Annotated in this window: 18 protein-coding genes and 1 riboswitch; of the genes, 14 read left to right on the top strand and 4 right to left on the bottom strand. The window is 68.9% G+C overall.

From position 1 onward, the window contains the following. Window positions 1–48: 48 nt before the first annotated feature. Entirely contained in the window at window positions 49–543 is a 495-nt protein-coding gene (locus L8H00_RS12290; protein WP_242097630.1) for a GAF domain-containing protein, read from the top strand. Continuing rightward, the gene (locus L8H00_RS12285) at window positions 540–2594 is read left to right on the top strand and encodes an EAL domain-containing protein (protein WP_242097629.1); all 2055 of its coding nucleotides are present in this window, start codon (window positions 540–542) and stop codon (window positions 2592–2594) included. Before L8H00_RS12290 ends, L8H00_RS12285 begins: the two co-directional genes overlap by 4 nt. 84 nt (window positions 2595–2678) lie before the next feature. On the opposite strand, the gene L8H00_RS12280 is transcribed toward L8H00_RS12285, so the two are convergent. Further along, a complete protein-coding gene (locus L8H00_RS12280; RefSeq protein ID WP_242097628.1) occupies window positions 2679–3023 on the bottom strand; it encodes a hypothetical protein in 345 nt (114 codons plus the stop codon). Window positions 3024–3232: 209 nt separating this feature from the next. Here L8H00_RS12280 and L8H00_RS12275 point away from each other — a divergent pair, with 209 nt between their 5' ends. Next, a complete protein-coding gene (locus L8H00_RS12275) occupies window positions 3233–3874 on the top strand; it encodes a hypothetical protein (protein WP_242097627.1) in 642 nt (213 codons plus the stop codon). Window positions 3875–3947: 73 nt separating this feature from the next. Here L8H00_RS12275 and L8H00_RS12270 read toward each other — a convergent pair whose 3' ends face one another. Continuing rightward, complete coding sequence (locus tag L8H00_RS12270; RefSeq protein WP_242097626.1) at window positions 3948–4463, bottom strand: hemerythrin domain-containing protein; 516 nt, start codon at window positions 4461–4463, stop codon at window positions 3948–3950. Between the two features lie 117 nt (window positions 4464–4580). Then, a riboswitch (cobalamin riboswitch) is annotated at window positions 4581–4782 on the top strand. Between the two features lie 99 nt (window positions 4783–4881). On the opposite strand from L8H00_RS12270, the gene L8H00_RS12265 reads away from it, so the two are divergent. From L8H00_RS12265 to mmsB, 10 genes are all read left to right on the top strand, one after another. Then, window positions 4882–6813: a TonB-dependent receptor gene (locus L8H00_RS12265; protein ID WP_242097625.1), complete on the top strand. Its 1932-nt coding sequence runs from the start codon at window positions 4882–4884 to the stop codon at window positions 6811–6813. After that, window positions 6813–7625 (top strand): ABC transporter substrate-binding protein, encoded by an 813-nt coding sequence (locus L8H00_RS12260; protein WP_242097624.1) that lies wholly within the window; start codon window positions 6813–6815, stop codon window positions 7623–7625. Before L8H00_RS12265 ends, L8H00_RS12260 begins: the two co-directional genes overlap by 1 nt. Next, window positions 7622–8590, top strand: a complete 969-nt coding sequence (locus L8H00_RS12255) for an iron ABC transporter permease (protein ID WP_242097623.1) — start codon at window positions 7622–7624, stop codon at window positions 8588–8590. The genes L8H00_RS12260 and L8H00_RS12255 overlap by 4 nt, the downstream gene beginning before the upstream one ends. Then, window positions 8581–9372 carry an ABC transporter ATP-binding protein gene (locus L8H00_RS12250; RefSeq protein ID WP_242097622.1) on the top strand — a complete coding sequence of 264 codons (792 nt, stop codon included), beginning with the start codon at window positions 8581–8583 and terminating at the stop codon, window positions 9370–9372. The genes L8H00_RS12255 and L8H00_RS12250 overlap by 10 nt, the downstream gene beginning before the upstream one ends. A gap of 68 nt (window positions 9373–9440) precedes the next feature. After that, on the top strand, window positions 9441–10970 hold the full coding sequence (locus tag L8H00_RS12245; protein WP_242097621.1) for a CoA-acylating methylmalonate-semialdehyde dehydrogenase: 1530 nt from the start codon (window positions 9441–9443) through the stop codon (window positions 10968–10970). A gap of 5 nt (window positions 10971–10975) precedes the next feature. After that, window positions 10976–11461, top strand: coding sequence for a hypothetical protein (locus L8H00_RS12240; protein WP_242097620.1), 486 nt, complete (start codon window positions 10976–10978; stop codon window positions 11459–11461). Further along, a complete protein-coding gene (locus tag L8H00_RS12235) occupies window positions 11458–12603 on the top strand; it encodes an acyl-CoA dehydrogenase family protein (RefSeq protein ID WP_242097619.1) in 1146 nt (381 codons plus the stop codon). The genes L8H00_RS12240 and L8H00_RS12235 overlap by 4 nt, the downstream gene beginning before the upstream one ends. After that, window positions 12600–13640: an enoyl-CoA hydratase/isomerase family protein gene (locus L8H00_RS12230; RefSeq protein WP_242097618.1), complete on the top strand. Its 1041-nt coding sequence runs from the start codon at window positions 12600–12602 to the stop codon at window positions 13638–13640. Before L8H00_RS12235 ends, L8H00_RS12230 begins: the two co-directional genes overlap by 4 nt. Before the next feature lie 12 nt (window positions 13641–13652). Next, entirely contained in the window at window positions 13653–14429 is a 777-nt protein-coding gene (locus L8H00_RS12225) for an enoyl-CoA hydratase (protein WP_242097617.1), read from the top strand. 12 nt (window positions 14430–14441) lie between these two features. Next, window positions 14442–15320: a 3-hydroxyisobutyrate dehydrogenase gene (mmsB, locus tag L8H00_RS12220; protein WP_242097616.1), complete on the top strand. Its 879-nt coding sequence runs from the start codon at window positions 14442–14444 to the stop codon at window positions 15318–15320. A 3-nt stretch (window positions 15321–15323) separates the two neighbouring features. On the opposite strand, the gene kynU is transcribed toward mmsB, so the two are convergent. Together kynU and L8H00_RS12210 are read right to left on the bottom strand one after the other, a co-directional pair. Beyond that, entirely contained in the window at window positions 15324–16541 is a 1218-nt protein-coding gene (gene kynU, locus L8H00_RS12215) for a kynureninase (RefSeq protein ID WP_242097615.1), read from the bottom strand. Further along, entirely contained in the window at window positions 16538–17392 is an 855-nt protein-coding gene (locus L8H00_RS12210) for an alpha/beta hydrolase (protein ID WP_242097614.1), read from the bottom strand. Before L8H00_RS12210 ends, kynU begins: the two co-directional genes overlap by 4 nt. 188 nt (window positions 17393–17580) lie before the next feature. Here L8H00_RS12210 and parC point away from each other — a divergent pair, with 188 nt between their 5' ends. Next, on the top strand, window positions 17581–19830 hold the full coding sequence (gene parC / locus L8H00_RS12205) for a DNA topoisomerase IV subunit A (protein ID WP_242097678.1): 2250 nt from the start codon (window positions 17581–17583) through the stop codon (window positions 19828–19830). Window positions 19831–19894: the final 64 nt, after the last annotated feature.

The following is a 19894-nucleotide window of genomic DNA, read 5'->3' as shown; positions in this document are numbered from 1 at the left end:
ATGGCCCGACGGTTGGCCGCGTGAGGTAAGTCGCAGATGTTCCAAGGCATGTTCCGCGAGCGGCGCCGAACGTCGGCGGTGCGGGGAACCGGGCTGTTGCACACGCCGGCCGAGCCGGGCTTCAATCGCTTCGTCGATGCCGCGGCGCGCGCGTTCAACGCGCCCATCGCGCTCCTGTCGCTGATCTCCGGCCAGCAGCAATGGTTCAAGGCCACGCACGGTCTGGAAATCGACTGTATCGACCGGGACGAGGGGTTCTGCAGTTTCACGCTCGACCGATCCGGCTTGCTCGAGATCTGCGATCCGCAAAGCGATCCGGATTTCGCATCACTGCCCGTGGTCGCCGGTGATCCTCACGTCCGCTACTATATCGGGGCGCCGCTGCGCCTGTTGAGCGGAGTCGATGTCGGCGCGTTGTGCGTGCTCGACACGGTGCCGCGGCAACCCGCGTCGGGCGACCAGAAGGCCTATCTGCTCGGTCTCGCCCGGCAAGCCTCGCTGGCGCTGGAGGCCCGGCTCGATCTCGTCGGTGATGCGGCATGATGCGCATCACGCTCTGCATCGCCCAGGAGCACGATCTCAGACTCGTGGCGCTGGCGCTCGTCGTCTGCCTGATCGGCTCCGCTGCCTCGGTGCAATTGTTCGGCCGCATCCGCTCGGCTTCCGGGCACAGCCGGACGGGATGGATCGGGCTGACGGCGGTCGCCACCGGCACGATGGTGTGGGCCACGCATTTCGTGGCGATGATGGCGTTTCGCACCACCGCGCCGGTCGTGCTCGACCCGATGCTGACGCTCGCGTCGCTGCTCGTGGCCATCGTCGTGGCGGCACCCGGTCTCGCCGTCGCGGCAAGACGCCGCCCATCGGCGGGCACGCTGGGCGGCGGCATCATCGGGCTTGCCGTCGCGATCATGCATTATCTCGGCATGTCGGCCTACCGCGTCGACGGCATCGTGTCGTGGCGATGGGGCTATGTCGCCGCATCGATCGTCCTGTCGGTCGTGCTGAGCGCCGCGGCATTTCGCGTCCTGAACAGCCAGCATCGTCGTCGTCGGAGCGCGGCGGTGTCGCTGCTGGCGCTGGCGGTGGCCGCGCTGCACTTCACCGGCATGGCGGCGATGGACATCACCGTGCTGCGCATGGGCGACGGTCTCTCCGACGGCACCATGGCCGCCCTGGCCTTCACCACGACGATCGGCGCGCTCATCGTCGTCGGCTGCGCGGCCATCAGCGCGCTGATCGATGGCCACACGCAAGGGGAATCCTATCGCCGCCTGCGGCGCATGGCGCTGCACGACGGCCTGACCGATCTGCCGAACCGGATGAGCTTCACCGAGGAACTGGAACGCCGCTTTCTCGTGAAAGAGGGCTATCCCTGCATGGCCGTCGCCATGCTCGATCTGTCGCGCTTCAAGGTCGTCAACGACACCTATGGCCATCAGGCGGGCGACCAGCTCCTGATTGCGTTGGCCGCACGCCTGTCTGCGATGCTGCGAAGCGGCGAGTGTATCGCCCGCCTGGGTGGCGACGAATTCGCCGCGGTCATCTCGTTCAACCAGCGCAGCGAACTCGACGGCTTTCTCGCGCGCCTGCGCGATGCCTTCGAGCAGCCCTTCGTCTTCGACCGGTTCACGGCCGCGATCGGCGCCAATATCGGCGTGGCGATGGCCGCTTACGATGGCTTCAACCCCGACGAGCTGCTCGCGAAGGCGGACCTGGCGATGTACCGGGCCAAATCGGCCAGATCGGCCGAACCCTGTTTCTACGACGCGCAGATGGACGATGCCGTCCGCGAACGCCGCGAGCTGGTGGCCGATCTGCGCGAAGCGCTCCTGACGGACGCGTTCGAGCTTCACTATCAGGTGCAGGCGTCGATCGAGACGGGCGCCATCACCGGCTATGAGGCGCTGGTCCGCTGGAACCATCCGGCGAAGGGGCTGATCCCGCCGGCCTCGTTCATCCCGCTCGCCGAGGAGAGCGGCGAGATCGTGCCGCTGAGCATCTGGATCTTGCGGCAGGCCTGTTTCGAGGCGGCGCTCTGGCCGAACCGCCATGCCGTCTCGGTCAATCTTTCGCCCAAGCACCTGGCCGACCCGCGGCTGATCGAGACGGTGCGGAGCGCGCTCGCGGACAGCGGCCTCGCACCCGAGCGCCTCACGCTGGAGCTGACGGAAAGCGCCATCATCCACGATCGGCTTTTCGCCCTGGAGCAACTGCGGGCGTTGAAGACGATGGGCCTCGCCATCGCGCTGGACGATTTCGGCGTAGGCTATTCGTCGCTGGACGTTCTGCGATCCTTTCCCTTCGATCGCATCAAGCTGGACGCGTCGTTCGTTGCCGAGATCGAGCGGGACGAACAGGCGGTCTCGATCCTGCGCTCGGTGGCGGCGCTCGGCGTCACGCTGAACATGCCCGTGCTCGCCGAAGGGATCGAACAGCCGGCGCAATTGGCGATCGTCTCGCGCGAAGGCTGCTCGGCGATCCAGGGCTATCTGATCGGACGACCGTCCCGCAAGCTGGTGAGCGCCGATCAGGTTCGTCGGATCATGCTCCTCAAGCCGCAAGCGGTCGAATCGGGATCTGCGGTCGGATAGGCCTGTTCCAGGCCGACGTCCTGCCCGCAGCGTTCGCTCCGAACGTGTCGAACGGTCCGTCGCACGCGGTAGCTCGACTCCTGGTCAGCGCTGTTTCCGCGTTACGGTCGCGGTGAAATCGGGATCCTTGTTGGCGACCCAGTCGACGAACTTGCGGACGTTCGGGTTGGCGAGCAGCGCCTCCGCATCCATCCCGGCGCGCTGCAGTTCGGAATTGGTGAAGTTGGCGGTCAGCGTCTGCTGGCAGATCGCATGCATCGGCACCACGTCGCGCCCACCGCGGCTCTTGGGAACGGGATGGTGCCAGACGATGGTCTTGCCGGTTGGGCGGCCGCACAGCCAGCACGGAACGGGCGCCGCCGGCGCATCCGGATCCGCCGCGTCGCGCAGCTCTTCACGGGGATCATGTTTCGAATGTTTGCGGGCCATGTCTCTCGCCGATACCGGATGGTCGTCGCCAGCCTATAGCGTCGCGGCGCCCTTGTCCCATCCTCGACGCCGTCGACGGCGCGTCGTCCCGCAAAAGCGACTGCGCGGATGGGGCCGCCGATCCTTAAACGCGGGTTCAGCGTAATTCGTAAAACCCGGTCAATCCGGAGATCCTATCATGGTGCCGTCATGAACGGGGTGGGCCTTCGATGAAACCGATATCGTATGCGGGGTTAGCGCTCCTGTCGTTGATGCCCTCGGCCGCCGGCGCGCAATATAGCGTCTACTGGTCCGCGCCCGTTCAAACGAACGCGGCGCGCTCCTATTTCCCGATGGGCACGCCGTTGCGCCTGACGTCGCGAGTCGAGCTCAACACCAAAGACAATCACGCCGGCGACCGCTTCTATCTCGAAGTCGCCGAACCGCTCCTCTATCGCGGGCAGGTCGTGGTGCCGGTGGGGTCGATGGCGGTCGGCGAGGTCATGCGTTCGGAACGCAACGGCCATTTCGGCAAGAGCGGACAGTTGGAGATCCGGCTGGACTATGTGGAGACGCCGAGCGGCCCGGTTCGCATTTCGGGGCGCCTCGCCCGCAAGGGGACGGGGCAGGAAGTGCTGGCGATCGGCGGCGGCGTCGTGGTCGCATGGCCGATGTTCCTCATCCACGGCACCAGCGGCCGGCTCGCCGCCGACACCATGGTGACCGCTTATCTCGCGGACGACTTGCACTTCGCGGCCCAGCCCGATGCGCAGCAAGCCGCGCTGGTCAGGCCCGATGCCACCACCCCGCCGCCACGCGTGTCGCCGGCACGCTTCGATCCCGTGGCCTTCTCAGGCCCCGACCAGCGCTGAGCATTCGGCGGAGGCGCCCGGACAGGGCGTCTCCCGCTGACGACGATGGCGACCCGGATGCGGGCCGGTCCGCTCAGCCTTTCTGCTCGTCGATATAGGCGTCTGGGTCCTTGTCGACCGCCTTCACGCCGGTCAGGTATTTCGCGTCGAACGCGGCGAACTTGATCGCGGCGGCATGGCGTTCCTCGGCGCTGGTATGGCGGCGATAATCGGTCATGCCCTGGCGTTCCTCCTCCGCCATGTGCTTGGAATTGACGAGGTTGGCCTTGTCCACCGCGTCGAACCACGCCTTCGTGCCCACCTGCTCCTTGGCGACCGCGGCGGCGGCGTCGCGGATCTCGTTATGATCGTCGATCGCGTCTTCCACCTCCTCGTGCATGTCGTCGGCATCGCCAGCGCCCTCGCCGCGGCGCACCACGGTCGGGTAGAAATAGCGTTCCTCGGCCTCGGCATGCGTGTCGAGCAGGCCGTGAAGGCGGTTCCACACCGAGCCCAGCGCCTCGGCGTCGTCGGTGCCGATCTCCTCGATGATGGCGAACAGCTTGCGCTGCTCGGCATGGTCTTCGAGGATGAGATTGCAGATATCCATGAACGCCTCCCTTGGACGTGATGAGCCCTTGATCGCGATCAGGAACCGGCGCGCGCACGGGATGTTCCCGGCGCCCCGCGATAAGGCCTCGCGTTGACGCTGCCCGCCCGCGCGGCTAGGGGCGCCGCTGTGAAGGGTTCCCGGCGACGGGATCAAAAGGGAAGCCGGGACAGCGGGAATATCCGCGAGGCCGGCGCTGTACCCGCAACTGTGACCGGATAGCGGCCACCCCGATATGCCACTGGGCCACGGCCTGGGAAGGCGGGGTGGGCGCGGCGACCCGGAAGCCAGGAGACCTGCCTCTCACGGTCGATCCACTGCACGGGCGGGAGCTCCGGTGCGGACGAGGCATTCCCTCGAGCGAGCGACATCCGGCCGCTCGCACTTCCGCGCGCGGTCCTTATGAGGATGTGCCCACGTGAAGTCCCTTTTCCTGATCTCCGCCGCGCTGATCCCGGCCGCGCTGATCGCCTCGCCCGCCGTCGCGCAGGTCGCGCCCGCCGATACCGGCCTCGACAGCGTCGCCCCCGGCACCGACGTCATCGTCACCGCCTCGCGCGTGCCGCAGGATGCGCGCGAGGTGGGGCAGGCGGTCACCGTGATCGACCGCGCCGAGATCGAGCGCCGCCAGACGACCGTGCTGTCCGACCTGCTGGCGACGACGCCGGGCGTCACGGTCACGCGCAACGGCGGCATCGGCACGCTGACGAGCGTGCGCATCCGCGGCGCCGAGGCGGAGCAGACGCTGGTGGTGATCGACGGCGTGCGCGTCAACGATCCGTCGTCGGCGGGCGGCGGCTATGATTTCGCCAACCTGCTGTCGGCCTCGGTCGCGCGGATCGAGGTGCTGCGCGGGCCCAACGCCGTGCCCTGGGGCAGCCAGGCGATCGGCGGCGTCGTCAACATCATCACCGAGACGCCGACCGAGGGCCTCCACGCCCGTGCGCGCGCCGAGGGCGGCTATGCGGGCACGGCGTTTGCGAGCGCCGGGCTGTCGGGGGCGACCGGCAACCTGTCGGGCGCGCTGACCGCGGGCTATCTGCGGACCGACGGCATCTCGGCCGCGGCGATCGGCACCGAGCGCGACGGTTACGAGCAGATCGGCGGCACCGGGCGGCTGGATTACGAGATCGCACCGGGCATCGGCATCGATCTGCGCGGCTATTATGCGCACAGCAAGGCGAATTTCGACGGCTTCCCGCCCCCCAACTATACGCTGGCGGACGATCCCGAATATGGCACCACGCAGGAAATCTACGGCTATGCCGGGCTTCACGCGAACCTGCTGGGCGATCGCCTGCGCAACCGGATCGCGTTCACCATCGCCGACATCAACCGCGACAATTACGATCCGACGCAGGCCCCGACCGAGACGTTCCTGGCGCGCGGTCGCAGCGAGCGGTATGAATATCAGGGCGATTTCACGCTGACCCAGCAGATCCGCCTCGTCGGCGGGGCAGAGCGCGAGAATAGTCGCTTCTACGACGGCTTCACCACCGAGCGGACCGGCATCACCAGCGTCTATGGCGAGGCGATCGTGAAGCCGATCCGCGAGCTAACGATCACCGGCGGCGTGCGCAACGACGATCACGACACGTTCGGCAACCACACGAGCTTCGGCGCGGATGCGGCGCTGGCGCTTCGCACCGGGACGACGCTGCGCGCGAGCTATGGCGAGGGCTTCAAGGCGCCGACGCTCTACCAGCTCTACAGCGCCTATGGGAACACGCGGCTCTCGCCCGAGGTCGCGCGCAATTACGATCTGGGCGTGGAACAGTCGCTGCTCGGCGGCCGGGCGGTGGCGAGCGCCACCTATTTCAACCGGATCACGCGCAACCAGATCACCTTCCGCTCGTGCACGCGGCTCGAGCAATTGACGAGCGGCAGCATCTGCGTCGATCGCGCGTTCGGCGTGTACGACAATATCGCGCGCGCGACCGCCGATGGCGTCGAACTGACGTTGGCGCTGAAGCCCGTCGATGCGCTGACATTCTCGGCCAATTATTCGTATATCGATGCAAAGAACCGCACGCCGGGCACGGCCTATGGGCTCGATCTCGCGCGGCGGCCGCACCAGACGATCAGCACGAACGTCGATTACCGCTTCCCCTTCGGGCTGCAGATCGGCGGCACCGTCACCGCCGTGGGCGACAGTTTCGACAATGCTGCCAACTCCGTCCGGCTCGACGGCTATGCGCTGCTGGGGGTGCGCGCCGAGATGCCGATCAACCGGCGGATCGCGGTCTATGGCCGCGTCGACAACGTCACCGACCAATCCTACCGCGTGATCGCCGGCTATGGCACCTATGGCCGCGCGGCCTATGGCGGCGTGCGCGTGTCGCTCGACTGATGCGCGCGCTCGGCGCCCTTCTGCTGCTCGGTGCGTGCGGGCCCGTGCCCGCCGCGCCGCCGCCGCGGGCGGGCGCGGTGCCGATGCGGATCGTCTCGACCAATCCGTGCGCGGACGCGGTGCTGATGCGCCTCGTGCCCCCCGCACGGATCGCGGCGATCAGCCATTATTCGCAGGAGCCGAGCGCGACCTCGATCCCCGTGGCACTGGCGCGGCGGTTCCGCGGCACCGAGGGCACGGCGGAGGAGGTGATCGCGCTCCGCCCCGATCTGGTCATCACCAGCAGCTTCACGCCGATGGCCACCAAGGCGGCCTATGCACGCGCCGGCCTGCACACTTTGGTGCTGAATTTCGCGCCGTCGATCGCCGACAGCGAGGCGCAGGTGATGCAGATCGCCGACGCCACGGGCACGCGCGCCGCCGGGCGCGCGCTGAACGCCGAGATCGATCGCACGGTCGCCTCCGTCGCGCGGCACGACCGCCGGCCCACCGCGCTGCTCTATATCTCGGGCGAGCTGGCGACCGGGCCGGGCACGCTGCTGGACGACATGATGACGCATGCCGGTTTCGCCAACGCCGCCACCCGGCACGGCCTCACCCACACCGGCCGGCTGTCGGGTGAGGCGCTGGTGATGGATCCCCCTGCGATCATCATCGCACCCGACGGCCCGAGCCGCGGCGCGGCGATGCGCCGCGCGCTGCTGAAGGATGCCCGCCATGCGTGGTTCGCGCGCGACCTCATCAATTGCGGCGGCCCGGTGATCGTGCCCGCGCTGCGCCGCCTCGCCGCGATCCGGGCGACGCTATCATGAGCCGCGCGGTCAAACTCGCGCTGCTCGCCGGGCTCGTCACGCTGCTGTTCCTCGCCTCGCTGCTTTGCGGCAAGGTCTGGGTGCCGCCCGCGGCCCTCTTCAGCGCCGATCCGCGCTGGTGGATCATCCTCCAGTTGCGCCTGCCGCGCGCGGTGCTCGGCCTCGTGCTGGGTGCGGGGCTCGGCCTGTCGGGCGCGGTGTTGCAAGGCTATCTGCGCAACCCGCTGGCGGACCCCGCCGTGCTGGGGGTATCCTCGGTCGCGGCGCTGGGCGCGGTCGCCGCGATCGTGGCGGGGATCGCCACCGGGCCGATCGTCTTTGCCTGCGCCATGCTCGGTGCAGGGCTGGCGATGGCGCTGCTGGTGGCGCTCACCTGGCGCTCGCCGGGCACCGTCACCTTCGTTCTCGCCGGCACCGTGCTGACGAGCTTCGCCGGCGCGCTCACCGCCTTTCTCATCTCGATCGCGCCCAATCCCTATGCGGTGGCGGAGGTGATCGACTGGATCATGGGCGCGCTCACCGATCGCGGCTGGGGCGACGTCGCGATGGCGGTGCCGCCGATGCTGGCGGGCGGCGTGCTGCTGCTGCTGACCGGCACCGCGCTCGACGCGCTGTCGCTGGGCGAGGCGGCGGCGCATTCGCTGGGCGTCCGGCTGGGGCGGGTGCGTGCGCTCGTCATGCTCGGCACCGGGCTGGTGGTGGGCGCAGGGGTCGCGGTGACGGGCGTGGTCGGGTTCGTCGGACTGGTGGTGCCGCATCTGCTGCGGCCGGTGTTCGGGCATCGGCCGGGCGGGTTGCTGCTCCCGTCCGCACTCGGCGGCGCGGCGCTGGTGCTGGCCGCCGACAGCCTCGTCCGGCTGACGCCGGGCGCGGGCGAGGTGCGGCTGGGCGCCGCGATGGCGCTCATCGGGGCGCCGTTCTTCCTGACGCTGCTGGTGCGATCGCGGGGGGCGTCATGGAACTGACCGGCGGCGAACTGCGGATCGAGGCGCTCGGCGTGACGCTCGGCCGGCGGCGGGTGCTGCACGACGTGTCCGCCATCCTGCGGCCGGGCCGGCTCACCGCGATCCTGGGACCGAACGGCGCGGGCAAGAGCACGCTCGTCAAGGCCGCCGCGGCGCTGATCCCCGCAGCCGCCGGCCGGGTGCGGATCGGCGACGAGGACGTGGCCCGGCTCGACCCGCGCGAACGCGCCCGCCGGATCGGCTATCTGCCGCAGGAAGCGACGGTGCACTGGAACGTCGCGGCGCGCGACGTGGTGGCGCTCGGCCGGCTGCCGTATCGCAGCCCGCACGCCGCGCCCTCGGCCGACGACCGCGCCGCGGTGGAACGCGCGATGGCGGATACGGGCACGCTCTCCCTCGCCGATCGGCCGGTGAACGAACTGTCGGGTGGCGAGCGCGCGCGCGTGCTGCTGGCGCGCGTGCTGGCGGGGCGCCCGCGCTGGCTGCTGGTGGACGAGCCGCTCGCCAGCCTCGATCCCGCGCACCGGTTCGATCTGGTCGACCGGCTGAAGGCCGCGGCGGCCGAGGGCGCCGGGGTGGCGATGGTGCTGCACGACCTGATGCTGGCGGCGTCGGCCGCCGACGACGTGCTGCTGTTGCAGGACGGCCGCATCGCCGCCTTCGGCCCCGCGGCCGAGGTGCTGACGCCGGCGCGCCTCGCCGCGGTGTTCGGCGTCCGCGTGGTGCCCGTCATGATCGAGGGGCGGCCGATCGGCATACCCGTCGCGCGTCTGGATCGCTGACAGCGCTCGACGGTTGTGCCAAAGGCGGCCCGACAGAGTCGGCGCGGCCGATCGGCAGGAGAGCCCGTTTGCGTATCATCGATCATTTCATCGCGGGCGCCAGTGGCGGCGCGGGCGGGCGTAGCAGCGACGTGTTCGACCCGAATACGGGGCAGGTGCAGGCGCAGGTGACGCTCGGCACCGCCGCCGATCTCGATCGCGCGGTGGCCGCGGCGCAGGCCGCGCAGCCTGGCTGGGCCGCGACCAACCCGCAGCGCCGCGCGCGCGTGATGTTCCGCTTCAAGGAACTGGTCGAGCAGAACATGGACGAGCTCGCCCGGCTGCTCAGCGCCGAACATGGCAAGGTGGTGGCGGACAGCCGCGGCGACATCCAGCGCGGGCTCGAGGTGATCGAATTCTGCTGCGGCATTCCGCACATCCTGAAGGGCGAATACACGCAGGGTGCGGGGCCCGGGATCGACGTCTATTCGATGCGCCAGCCGCTCGGCATCGGCGCCGGGATCACGCCGTTCAACTTCCCCGCGATGATCCCGCTCTGGATGTCCGGCGTCGCGATCGCGACCGGCAACGCCTTCATCCTGAAGCCCAGCGAGCGCGATCCGTCGGTGCCGGTGCGGCTGGCCGAGCTGTTCCGCGAGGCGGGGCTGCCCGAGGGCATCCTGCAGGTCGTGCACGGCGACAAGGAGATGGTCGACGCGATCCTCGATCACCCGGCGATCGCCGCGGTGAGCTTCGTCGGATCGTCCGACATCGCGCATTATGTCTATCGGCGCGGCGTCGATGCGGGCAAGCGCGTGCAGGCGATGGGCGGGGCGAAGAACCACGGCATCGTGATGCCCGATGCCGATCTCGATCAGGTGGTGGCCGATCTGTCGGGTGCGGCCTTCGGCTCGGCGGGCGAACGCTGCATGGCGCTTCCCGTGGTGGTGCCGGTCGGCGAGAAGACCGCCGAGGCGCTTCGCGAAAAGCTGATCCCCGCAATCGCCGCGCTGCGCGTGGGCGTTTCGACCGACGAAGACGCGCATTACGGCCCGGTGGTGAACGCCGCGCACCGCACGCGCATCGAGAACTGGATCCAGACCGGAGTGGACGAGGGCGCCGAACTCGTCGTCGACGGACGCGGCTTCGAACTCCAGGGGCATGAGAAGGGCTTCTTCATCGGCCCCAGCCTGTTCGATCACGTGACGCCGGCCATGAGCGCGTACCGGGAGGAGATTTTCGGCCCCGTCCTCCAGATCGTCCGGGCTAGGGATTTCGAGGAGGCGGTGCGGCTGCCGAGCGAGCATCAGTACGGCAACGGCGTCGCGATCTTCACGCGCAACGGCCATGCCGCGCGCGAATTCGCCGCGCGGGTGAATGTCGGCATGGTCGGGATCAACGTGCCGATCCCGGTGCCGGTCGCCTATCACAGCTTCGGCGGGTGGAAGCGCAGCGCGTTCGGCGACACCAACCAGCACGGCATGGAGGGCGTGAAGTTCTGGACCAAGGTGAAGACCGTCACGCAGCGCTGGCCCGACGGCTCGGCGCTGCCGCGCGGGTCGGAGGATGGTGGCCCGTCGCGCGTCAACGACGCCTTCGTCATCCCGACGATGGGCTGAGCGGCATGCGGATCCTTCTTCTCGCCACCGCCGCGCTGGCGCTGTCGGCCTGTTCCAAGAGCGGGTCGGGCAACAATTCCTCCGACGCGGCGCCCACCGCCATGCAGGAGCAGGTGCCGGCCAACCTCACCATGGATCCGGGCAACCAGATGGTGCCGATCGCGCAGCCTTCGCCCTCGCCGGTCGCCGGCATCCCTGCGCCGTTCCAGGGCCGCTGGGGCATGGTCGGCAAGGATTGCGTGCCCGGCCGGGGTGATGCGAAGGGGCTGATGATCGTCTCCAGCGACGCGCTCACCTTCTACGAATCGCACGCCACGATCGGCAGGGCGGACCGGCTCGCGCCGGGCAGCCTGTCGCTGAAGCTCGACTATCTGGGCGAGGGCAAGCGCTGGAGCGACACCGAGACGCTCACCCTGGTCGATCCGCAGACCTTGGTGCGCGAGGCGAAGAGTCCCGCGGGATCGTTCCGTTATTCCAGGTGCCCGAAATGACCGACCAGTTCGACCTGACCGCCGACCAGCGCGAGATCCAGGAGCTCGCGCGGCGCTTCACCGCCGACCGGATCACGCCGCACGCCGCCGAATGGGACGAAAAGCACGTTTTCCCGCGCGAGACGATCAAGGCCGCCGCCGATCTGGGCTTCGCCGCGATCTATGTCAGCGAGGAGTCGGGCGGCATCGCGCTCGGGCGGATGGAGGCGGCGCTCATCATGGAGGCGATGGCCTATGGCTGCCCCTCCACCAGCGCGTTCATCTCGATCCACAACATGGCGAGCTGGATGATCGACCGGTTCGGATCGCCGACCGTGAAGGCCAAATACCTGCCCGATCTGGTGACGATGGAGCGGCTCGCCAGCTATTGCCTGACCGAGCCGTCGTCGGGTTCCGACGCGTCCGCGCTCAAGACCAAGGCGGTGCGCGACGGCGACGACTGGATCGTGACGGGCTCCAAGCAGTTCATCTCGGGCGCCGGCGAGAACGAGGTGTACGTCACCATGGTGCGCACCGGCGAGGAGGGGCCTAAGGGGATCTCCGCGCTGGTGATCGAAAAGGACATGCCCGGCGTGTCGTTCGGCGCCAACGAGCGCAAGCTCGGCTGGCACTCGCAGCCGACGCGTCAGGTGATGTTCGACGGCGTCCGCGTGCCCGGCGAGAACCTCGTCGGCGGCCTTGGCGAAGGCTTCCGGATCGCGATGATGGGGCTCGACGGGGGGCGGCTGAACATCGGCGCCTGCTCGCTGGGTGGTGCACAGCGTTGTCTGGACGAATCCATCACTTACACGAAGTCCCGGCAGCAGTTCGGTACCAACATCGCCAACTTCCAGAACACCCAGTTCATGCTGGCGGACATGGCGACCGAGCTGGAGGCGGCGCGCGCGCTCCTCTATGTCGCCGCCGCCAAGGTGACTGCGAACGCCCCCGACAAGACGCGCTTCGCCGCCATGGCCAAGCGGCTGGCGACCGACACGGGATCTTCGGTGGTCGACCGCGCGCTGCAGCTGCACGGCGGCTATGGCTATCTGATGGACTATCCGATCGAGCGTTTCTGGCGCGACCTGCGCGTCCATTCGATTCTGGAGGGCACCAATCAGGTGATGCGGATGATCGTCGGCCGCGATCTGGTGCGCCAGTGACGCCGGACCTGATCGTCGCGCTCGATGGCCCGGTCGGCCGGATCCGGCTGAACCGCCCCAAGGCGCTGAACGCTCTCAACACGCCGATGTGCACCGGGCTGATCGAGGCGCTGGAGGCGTGGCGTGCCGATCCCGCCGTCGCGACGGTGATGATCGACCATGCCGAGGGCCGCGGCTTCTGCGCGGGCGGCGACATCCGCATGCTCGCCGGGTCGGGCGCGGGCGACGGCGCGGAGGCACGCGACTTCTTCCGCGCCGAATACCGGATGAACCACCGGCTGTTCACCTATGCGAAGCCGACCATGGCCTTCATGGACGGGATCACGATGGGTGGCGGCGTCGGTGTCGCGCTGCCCTGCCGCTATCGGATCGCGACCGAGAACACGAAATTCGCCATGCCTGAGACGGGGATCGGCCTGTTCCCCGATGTCGGCGGCGGCTGGTATCTGTCGCGGCTGCCGGGGCGGATCGGCCAGTATCTCGCGCTGACCGGCGCGCGGCTCGACGGCGCCGAATGCCACGCGCTGGGCCTAGCGACGCATTATCTGCCGGCCGCGACGCTCGACGACGCGAAGGCGCGGATCGTGGCGGGCGAAGAGGTGGCGGCCGTGCTCGGTGCGCTGGCCGTGCCGCCGCCCGAGGCCGTGATCCTCGCGCACCGCGACGACATCGACCGGCTGTTCGCGGGCGCGGTGCTCGAAGACATCCTGGCCGCGCTGGAAGCGGATTCCGGCGACTTTGCGCGCGCGACGCTCGCGACGCTGCGCACCAAATCGCCCCAGGCGATGAAGGTCAGCCTGAAGCTGCTGCTCGACGGGCACGCTATGGCGACGTTCGAGGACGAGATGCGCCAGGAATATGCGGTCGCCACGCGCGTCGTGCAGCGGCCCGATTTCATCGAGGGCGTGCGCGCGGTGATCCTCGACAAGGACCATGCGCCGCGCTGGAGCCCGGCGACACCGGAGGGCGTGAGCGATCATGCGATCGACCGCATCTTCGCGCCCTTGCCCGAGGATCAGGCGTGGACGCCGGTATGAAGGACCCGAATCATGGCTGATTACGAAACGCTGCTGGTGGAGCGACGCGGACGGGTGACGCTCGTCACGCTCAACCGGCCGCAGGCGCTCAACGCGCTCAATTCGCAGTTGCTGGCCGATCTGCTCGCGGTGATGGCGGATTACGATGCGGACCCCGAACAGGGCTGCGCGGTCGTCACCGGATCGGCGAAGGCGTTCGCGGCCGGCGCCGACATCAAGGAGATGCAGGCGCAAGGCTTCGCCGACATGTACGGCCATGACTTCTTCGCCGGATGGGACCGGTTCGCGCGGACGCGCAAGCCGGTGATCGCGGCGGTGGCAGGCTATGCGCTGGGCGGCGGTTGCGAGCTGGCGATGATGTGCGACTTCATCCTCGCCGCCGACAGCGCGAAATTCGGCCAGCCCGAGATCAAGCTGGCGGTCTCGCCCGGCATGGGCGGATCGCAGCGGCTGACGCGCGCGGTCGGCAAGGCCAAGGCGATGGAGATGTGCCTCACCGGGCGGATGATGGACGCGGCCGAAGCCGAGCGTGCGGGCCTCGTCAGCCGGATCGTCGCGGCGGACGATCTGGTGGAGGAGGCGGTGAAGACCGCCGCCGCGATCGCCGGGATGGCGCCGCTCGCCGTGCTCGCCAACAAGGAGATGGTCAACGCCGCCTTCGAGGGCGGGCTGGCGATGGGTGTGCAGTTCGAGCGTCGGCTGTTTCACGGCCTGTTCGGCAGCGCCGACCAGAGCGAGGGCATGGCGGCGTTCGTCGAAAAGCGGCCGGGCAACTGGTCGGGACAGTGATGGAGTAGGGTGATGGCACGCGTCGGGTTCATCGGTCTGGGCAATATGGGCGGCGGCATGGCCGCCAATCTGGCGAAGAAGGGGCATGACGTCCGCGCCTTCGATCTGTCGGCGGCGGCGCTCGACCGCGCGAAGGCGGCGGGCTGCCTGCCGGTGAACTCCGCTGCCGAGGCGGTGGACGGCGCCGAGGCGGTGGTGACGATGCTGCCGGCGGGCACGCATGTCGAGCAGGTGTACCGCGAGCAGGTGTTCGCAGCGGCGCCGGCTTCCGCGATCCTGATCGACTGTTCGACGATCGACGTGGCGACCGCCCGTCAGGTGAGCGAGGCCGCGCAGGCGGCCGGGTTCGCGATGGTCGACGCGCCCGTCTCGGGCGGCATCGGTGCGGCGGCGGCGGGCACGCTCACCTTCATGGTGGGCGGCAGCGCACGGGGGTTCGAACGCGCGCAGCCATTCCTCGCCGACATGGGCAAGGCGGTGATCCATGCCGGTGCGGGTGGTGCTGGACAGGCGGCGAAGATCTGCAACAACATGCTGCTCGGCGCGACGATGGTGGCGACGTGCGAGGCGTTCCTGTTGGCCCAGAAGCTCGGGCTCGATCCGCGCACCTTCTACGATATCTCCTCGGTCAGTTCGGGCCAGAGCTGGTCGATGACGAGCTATGCGCCGCTGCCGGGCGTCGGACCCGATACGCCGGCGGACCATGATTACCAGGGCGGCTTCGCAGCGGCCTTGATGCTGAAGGATCTGCGCCTCGCGATGGAAGCGGCGCGCGATGCGAGCCTCGACGCGCCGATGGGCAAGCGGGCGACCGAACTCTACGAGGCATTCGCCGGCATGGGCGAGGGGGGCACCGATTTCTCGGGCATCATCCGCATGCTGGGCGCGTGAGGGTCAGGTGACCGCCAGCCGCTCGGCATAGGCGGGGTCGCGCCAGCTTTCATCGGCAATCACCGTCTTCAGCAGTTCGCCCGCGCGCCACACCTCGGCATGCGACAGATAGAGCGGCGTGAAACCGAGCCGCAGGATGTCGGGTGCGCGGAAATCGCCGATCACGCCACGCGCGATCAGGGCTTGCGTCAGTTCATAGGCATGGGCGTGGCGGAAGCTGATATGGCTGCCGCGCTTGGCCGGGTCGCTGGCGGTCACGCATTCGAGGCCTGCCGCCGCACCCGCCTCGGCCATGATCGTCCACAGCGCCGCGCTTTTCGCCCAAAGCGCATTCCGGTCGAGATCGGCCCATAGGTCCAGCCCAGCCTCCAGCGCCGTCATGGCGAGGATGGGGGGCGTGCCGGCGAGCCAGCGCGTCATGCCGGGTGCGGGGCGATAGCCGTCTTCGAACGCGAAGGGCGCGGCATGGCCCATCCAGCCCGAGAGCGGGCTGGCCAGTCGCTCCTGCCACCGTTTGGCGACATAGAGGAAGGCTGGCGCCCCGGGGCCGCCGTTCAGATATTTGTAGGTGCACCCGACCGCCAGGTCCGCACCGGCACCGCCCAGATCCACCGGCACCGCGCCGACGCTGTGGCTGAGATCCCAGAGCATCAGCGCGCCGGCATCGTGCGCGGCGCGCGTCCAGTGCGCCATGTCGAAGCGATCGGCGGTCTTGTAGTGGACATGGGTGAGCATCAGCACCGCGGTCTCGTCATCGAGCGCCGCCGCGAGATCGGCACGCGCGACGATCCTGAGCCTGGCGCCGGGCACGCACGCCACCGCGCCCTCGGCGATGTGCAGGTCGGTCGGGAAATTGCCCGCCTCGCTCACCACGGTCCGGCGCGTGGGCGAGACGCGGAGTGCCGCGACCAGCGTCTTGAAGAGGTTGGCCGAGGTGGAATCGCCGACGATCACCTCGTCCGGCGCGGCACCGATCAATGGGGCGATCTTGCCGCCGAGCCGCTGGGGCGCGTCGATCCATCCCTCGTTCCAACTGCGGATCAGCCGATCGCCCCAGGCGCGCGCCGCCGTGTCGGCAAGCGCCGCCGGGGTGGCGCGGGGCAAGGGGCCGAGCGAATTGCCGTCGAGATAGATGACGCCCTTGGGCAGCGCGAAGCGATCGCGATAGGCGGCGAGCGGATCGGCGGCGTCGCGGGTGCGGGCCTGTTCAAGCGTGGTCATTGGCCGTCCTTCCGCGGATCGAGCGCGGCCACGATCAGCCGCTTTGCTTCGGCCCACGCCGCCGTTTCGGGTGCGATCAGTTCGACATGGCCGGTCTGCGCAACGGTGTGGAGCGCGACGCGGTCGCCGGCTGTCGCCGCCTGTGCGACATAGCCGGTGGCCAGGCGATAGGGGATGATCCGGTCCTCGCGCCCGTTGACCAGATCCTGCGGCACGCCGAGCGGCAGCAGGCGGGGGACGGAGGTGTCCGCATAAGGATCGGCGCGGCCGGTTCCGACCAGCTTGCCGACCACGTCGGTGCCGCAGCCATTGTCGGGGCTGGCGGCGGTCGCCTCCAGATCGGGCAGTCCGCCCAGGCTGACGACATGCGCGATCGGCAAGGGATTCGCGGCGTGAAGCGGGCTGGCGGCGGGGATGTGCCGACGCCCTGCCAGCCAGAGCGCCAAATGACCGCCTGCCGAATGGCCGACCGCGACGACGCGGCGCGTGTCGAGGTGGAAGCGCGCCGCGTCCGCCCGCAGCCGGTCCGCGGCGGCCGCGACGTCGGCAAAGGTGCCGGGATAGCCGCCGCCGGCGCGATCGACGCCGCGATAATCGATGTTCCACACCGCGATGCCGCTGCGCCGCAGATCGGCGGCGATCCAGTTCATCAGGCTGCGGTCGGCGATGCTGGTCGTCCAGCAGCCGCCATGCACCATCAGCACCACGGGATGCGGACCTGCGCCCGCGGGCAGCCACATATCGACCTTCTGCATCTGGTCGGCGCCATAGGCGATCGTGGCGTCCGGCACGGGCTTTGCCCGCCCGACCAGATCGGGCCAGGTGAGCGGCGTGAACGGGGCGGCGGCCATGGCGGGACTCGGGAGCAGGAGGGCGGACGCGAACAGCGCGATAAGTTGGCAAAGGTGCCGCGCAGAGCGCGTGTTCGGGCGGGCAGGGGGATGGTTGTCGTGCATCGCCAACACCCTGGCAGATGCCGAGGCGAGAGGACAGGCGGGATGACAAAACGGGAACGGCCATGCTATCGCCGATCCCGACGATGGCCAGCGACTTCAAAGACCCTTTCGACGCGATCGTGGATGCGCCCTTCGACAGCGCGCTGAGCGAACGCTATCTCGTCTATGCGCTGTCCACCATCACCGCGCGGTCGCTGCCCGATGTGCGCGATGGTCTCAAGCCCGTCCACCGGCGGCTGCTATGGGCGATGCGGCTGCTGAAGCTCGATCCGGCGCAAGGCTACAAGAAATGCGCGCGCGTCGTGGGCGACGTGATCGGCAAATACCATCCGCATGGCGACCAGTCGGTCTATGATGCGATGGTGCGGCTCGCGCAGGATTTTGCGCTGCGCTACCCGCTCGTCGACGGACAGGGCAATTTCGGCAATATCGACGGCGATAATGCCGCGGCCTATCGCTATACCGAGGCGCGGCTGACTCAGGTCGCGATGGACCTGATGGACGGCCTCGACGAAGAGGCGGTCGATTATCGCCCCACCTACAATGGCGAGGAGCAGGAGCCCGAGCTGTTCCCGGGCCTGTTCCCCAATCTGCTCGCGAACGGCGCCGCCGGGATCGCGGTGGGCATGGCGACCAACATTCCGCCGCACAACGCCGCCGAGCTGCTGGAGGCCGCGATCCTGCTGGTCGACACGCCCGAGGCGGACGACGACGCGATCCTGGCGCATGTGAAGGGCCCCGACTTCCCGACCGGCGGGCTGGTGGTGGATCCGCCCGCGGTGATCCGCGAAAGCTATGTCACCGGGCGTGGTGGCTTTCGCGTCCGCGCGCGATGGACGATCGAGCGCGAAAAGGGCGGCGGCTGGCAGGTCGTGGTGAGCGAGATCCCGTACGGCGTGCAGAAGGGCAAGCTGATCGAGCAGATCGCCGGGCTCATCAACGACAAGAAATTCCCGATTCTGGCCGATGTGCGCGACGAATCGGATGCGGTGGTGCGGATCGTGCTGGAGCCGCGCAGCCGCACCGTGGACGCGGGCGTGCTGATGGACGGGCTGTTCCGCCTGTCCGATCTCGAGACGCGGATCAGCCTGAACCTCAACGTGCTCGACAAGGACCGCACCCCGCGCGTGATGTCGCTGCGTGAGGCGCTGGCGGCGTGGACCGAGCACCAGTTCGTCGTCCTGCGGCGACGCACCGAGCACCGGCTGACCAAGATCGCCGACCGGATCGAGCTGCTCGACGGCTATCTGATCGCTTATCTCAACCTCGATCGGATCATCGAGATCATCCGCACCGAGGACGAGCCTAAGCAGGTGATGATGGCTGAGTTCGGCCTGACCGATCGCCAGGCCGAGGCGATCCTCAACATGCGGCTGCGTTCGCTTCGCCGGCTGGAGGAGTTCGAGATCCGCGGCGAGCGCGACAAGCTCGACAAGGAACAGGCCGCACTGACCGCGCTGCTGGCGGACCCCAAGAAGCAGCGCGCGCGCATGAAGCGCGATCTGGCCAAGATCCGCGATCGTTACGGGCCGGAGACGCCGCTCGGCCGGCGGCGCACGGGGATCGAGGAAGCGGCGCCCACGCGCGACATCCCGCTGGAGGCGATGATCGAACGCGAGCCGATCACCGTGATCCTGTCGCAGCGCGGATGGATCCGGGCGCTGCGCGGCCATGCCGATCTCGCCGCCTCGGATGCCGCGAAGTTCAAGGAAGGCGATGGTCCCGCCTTCGCGTTTCACGCGCAGACGACCGACAAAATCCTGCTCGCTGCCGAGAATGGCCGCTTCTTCACGCTGGGCGCGGACCGCCTGCCGGGCGGGCGCGGCTTCGGCGAGCCGGTGCGCGCGATGATCGATCTGGATGGCGGGATCGGGATCGTCGCGCTGATGCCCGCCAACAAGGTGCAGCGGTTGCTGGTCGTGGCGAGCGACGGCCGCGGTTTTCTCGTGCCCGTCGCCGACGTGCTGGCCGAGACGCGCAAGGGCAAGACGGTCGTCACGCCGCGCGCGGGCGCGGTGCTGAAGGTGGTGCGGCCGGTATCGCCCGCGCATGATTACGTGGCGGCGATCGGCGACAACCGGCGAATGCTGGTGTTCCCCCTGAACGAATTGATCGAGCTTTCGCGTGGGCAGGGCGTGCAGTTGCAACGCTATCGCGACGCCAGCCTGTCGGATGCGATCACCTTCGTCTTCGCCGAGGGGTTGAGCTGGCCGATGGGCGGCGACAGCGGGCGGACGCGCACCGAAAGCGACCTCGGCCTGTGGCGCGCGGCGCGCGGCGCGGCGGGGCGGATGCCGCCCAACGGCTTCCCGCGCGACAATCGTTTTCAGTAATTCGTCGGGGCTTCCGGGGGTCTGCTTTAGAGAGGATTAACGAAGCGACGTTATTGCTTTGGGA

The organism is Sphingomonas sp. CROZ-RG-20F-R02-07 (assembly GCF_022662335.1).
GTDB lineage: Bacteria > Pseudomonadota > Alphaproteobacteria > Sphingomonadales > Sphingomonadaceae > Sphingomonas.
Note: the sequence above shows the minus strand (reverse complement) of the source record. Positions and strands in the feature narration are given on the sequence as shown.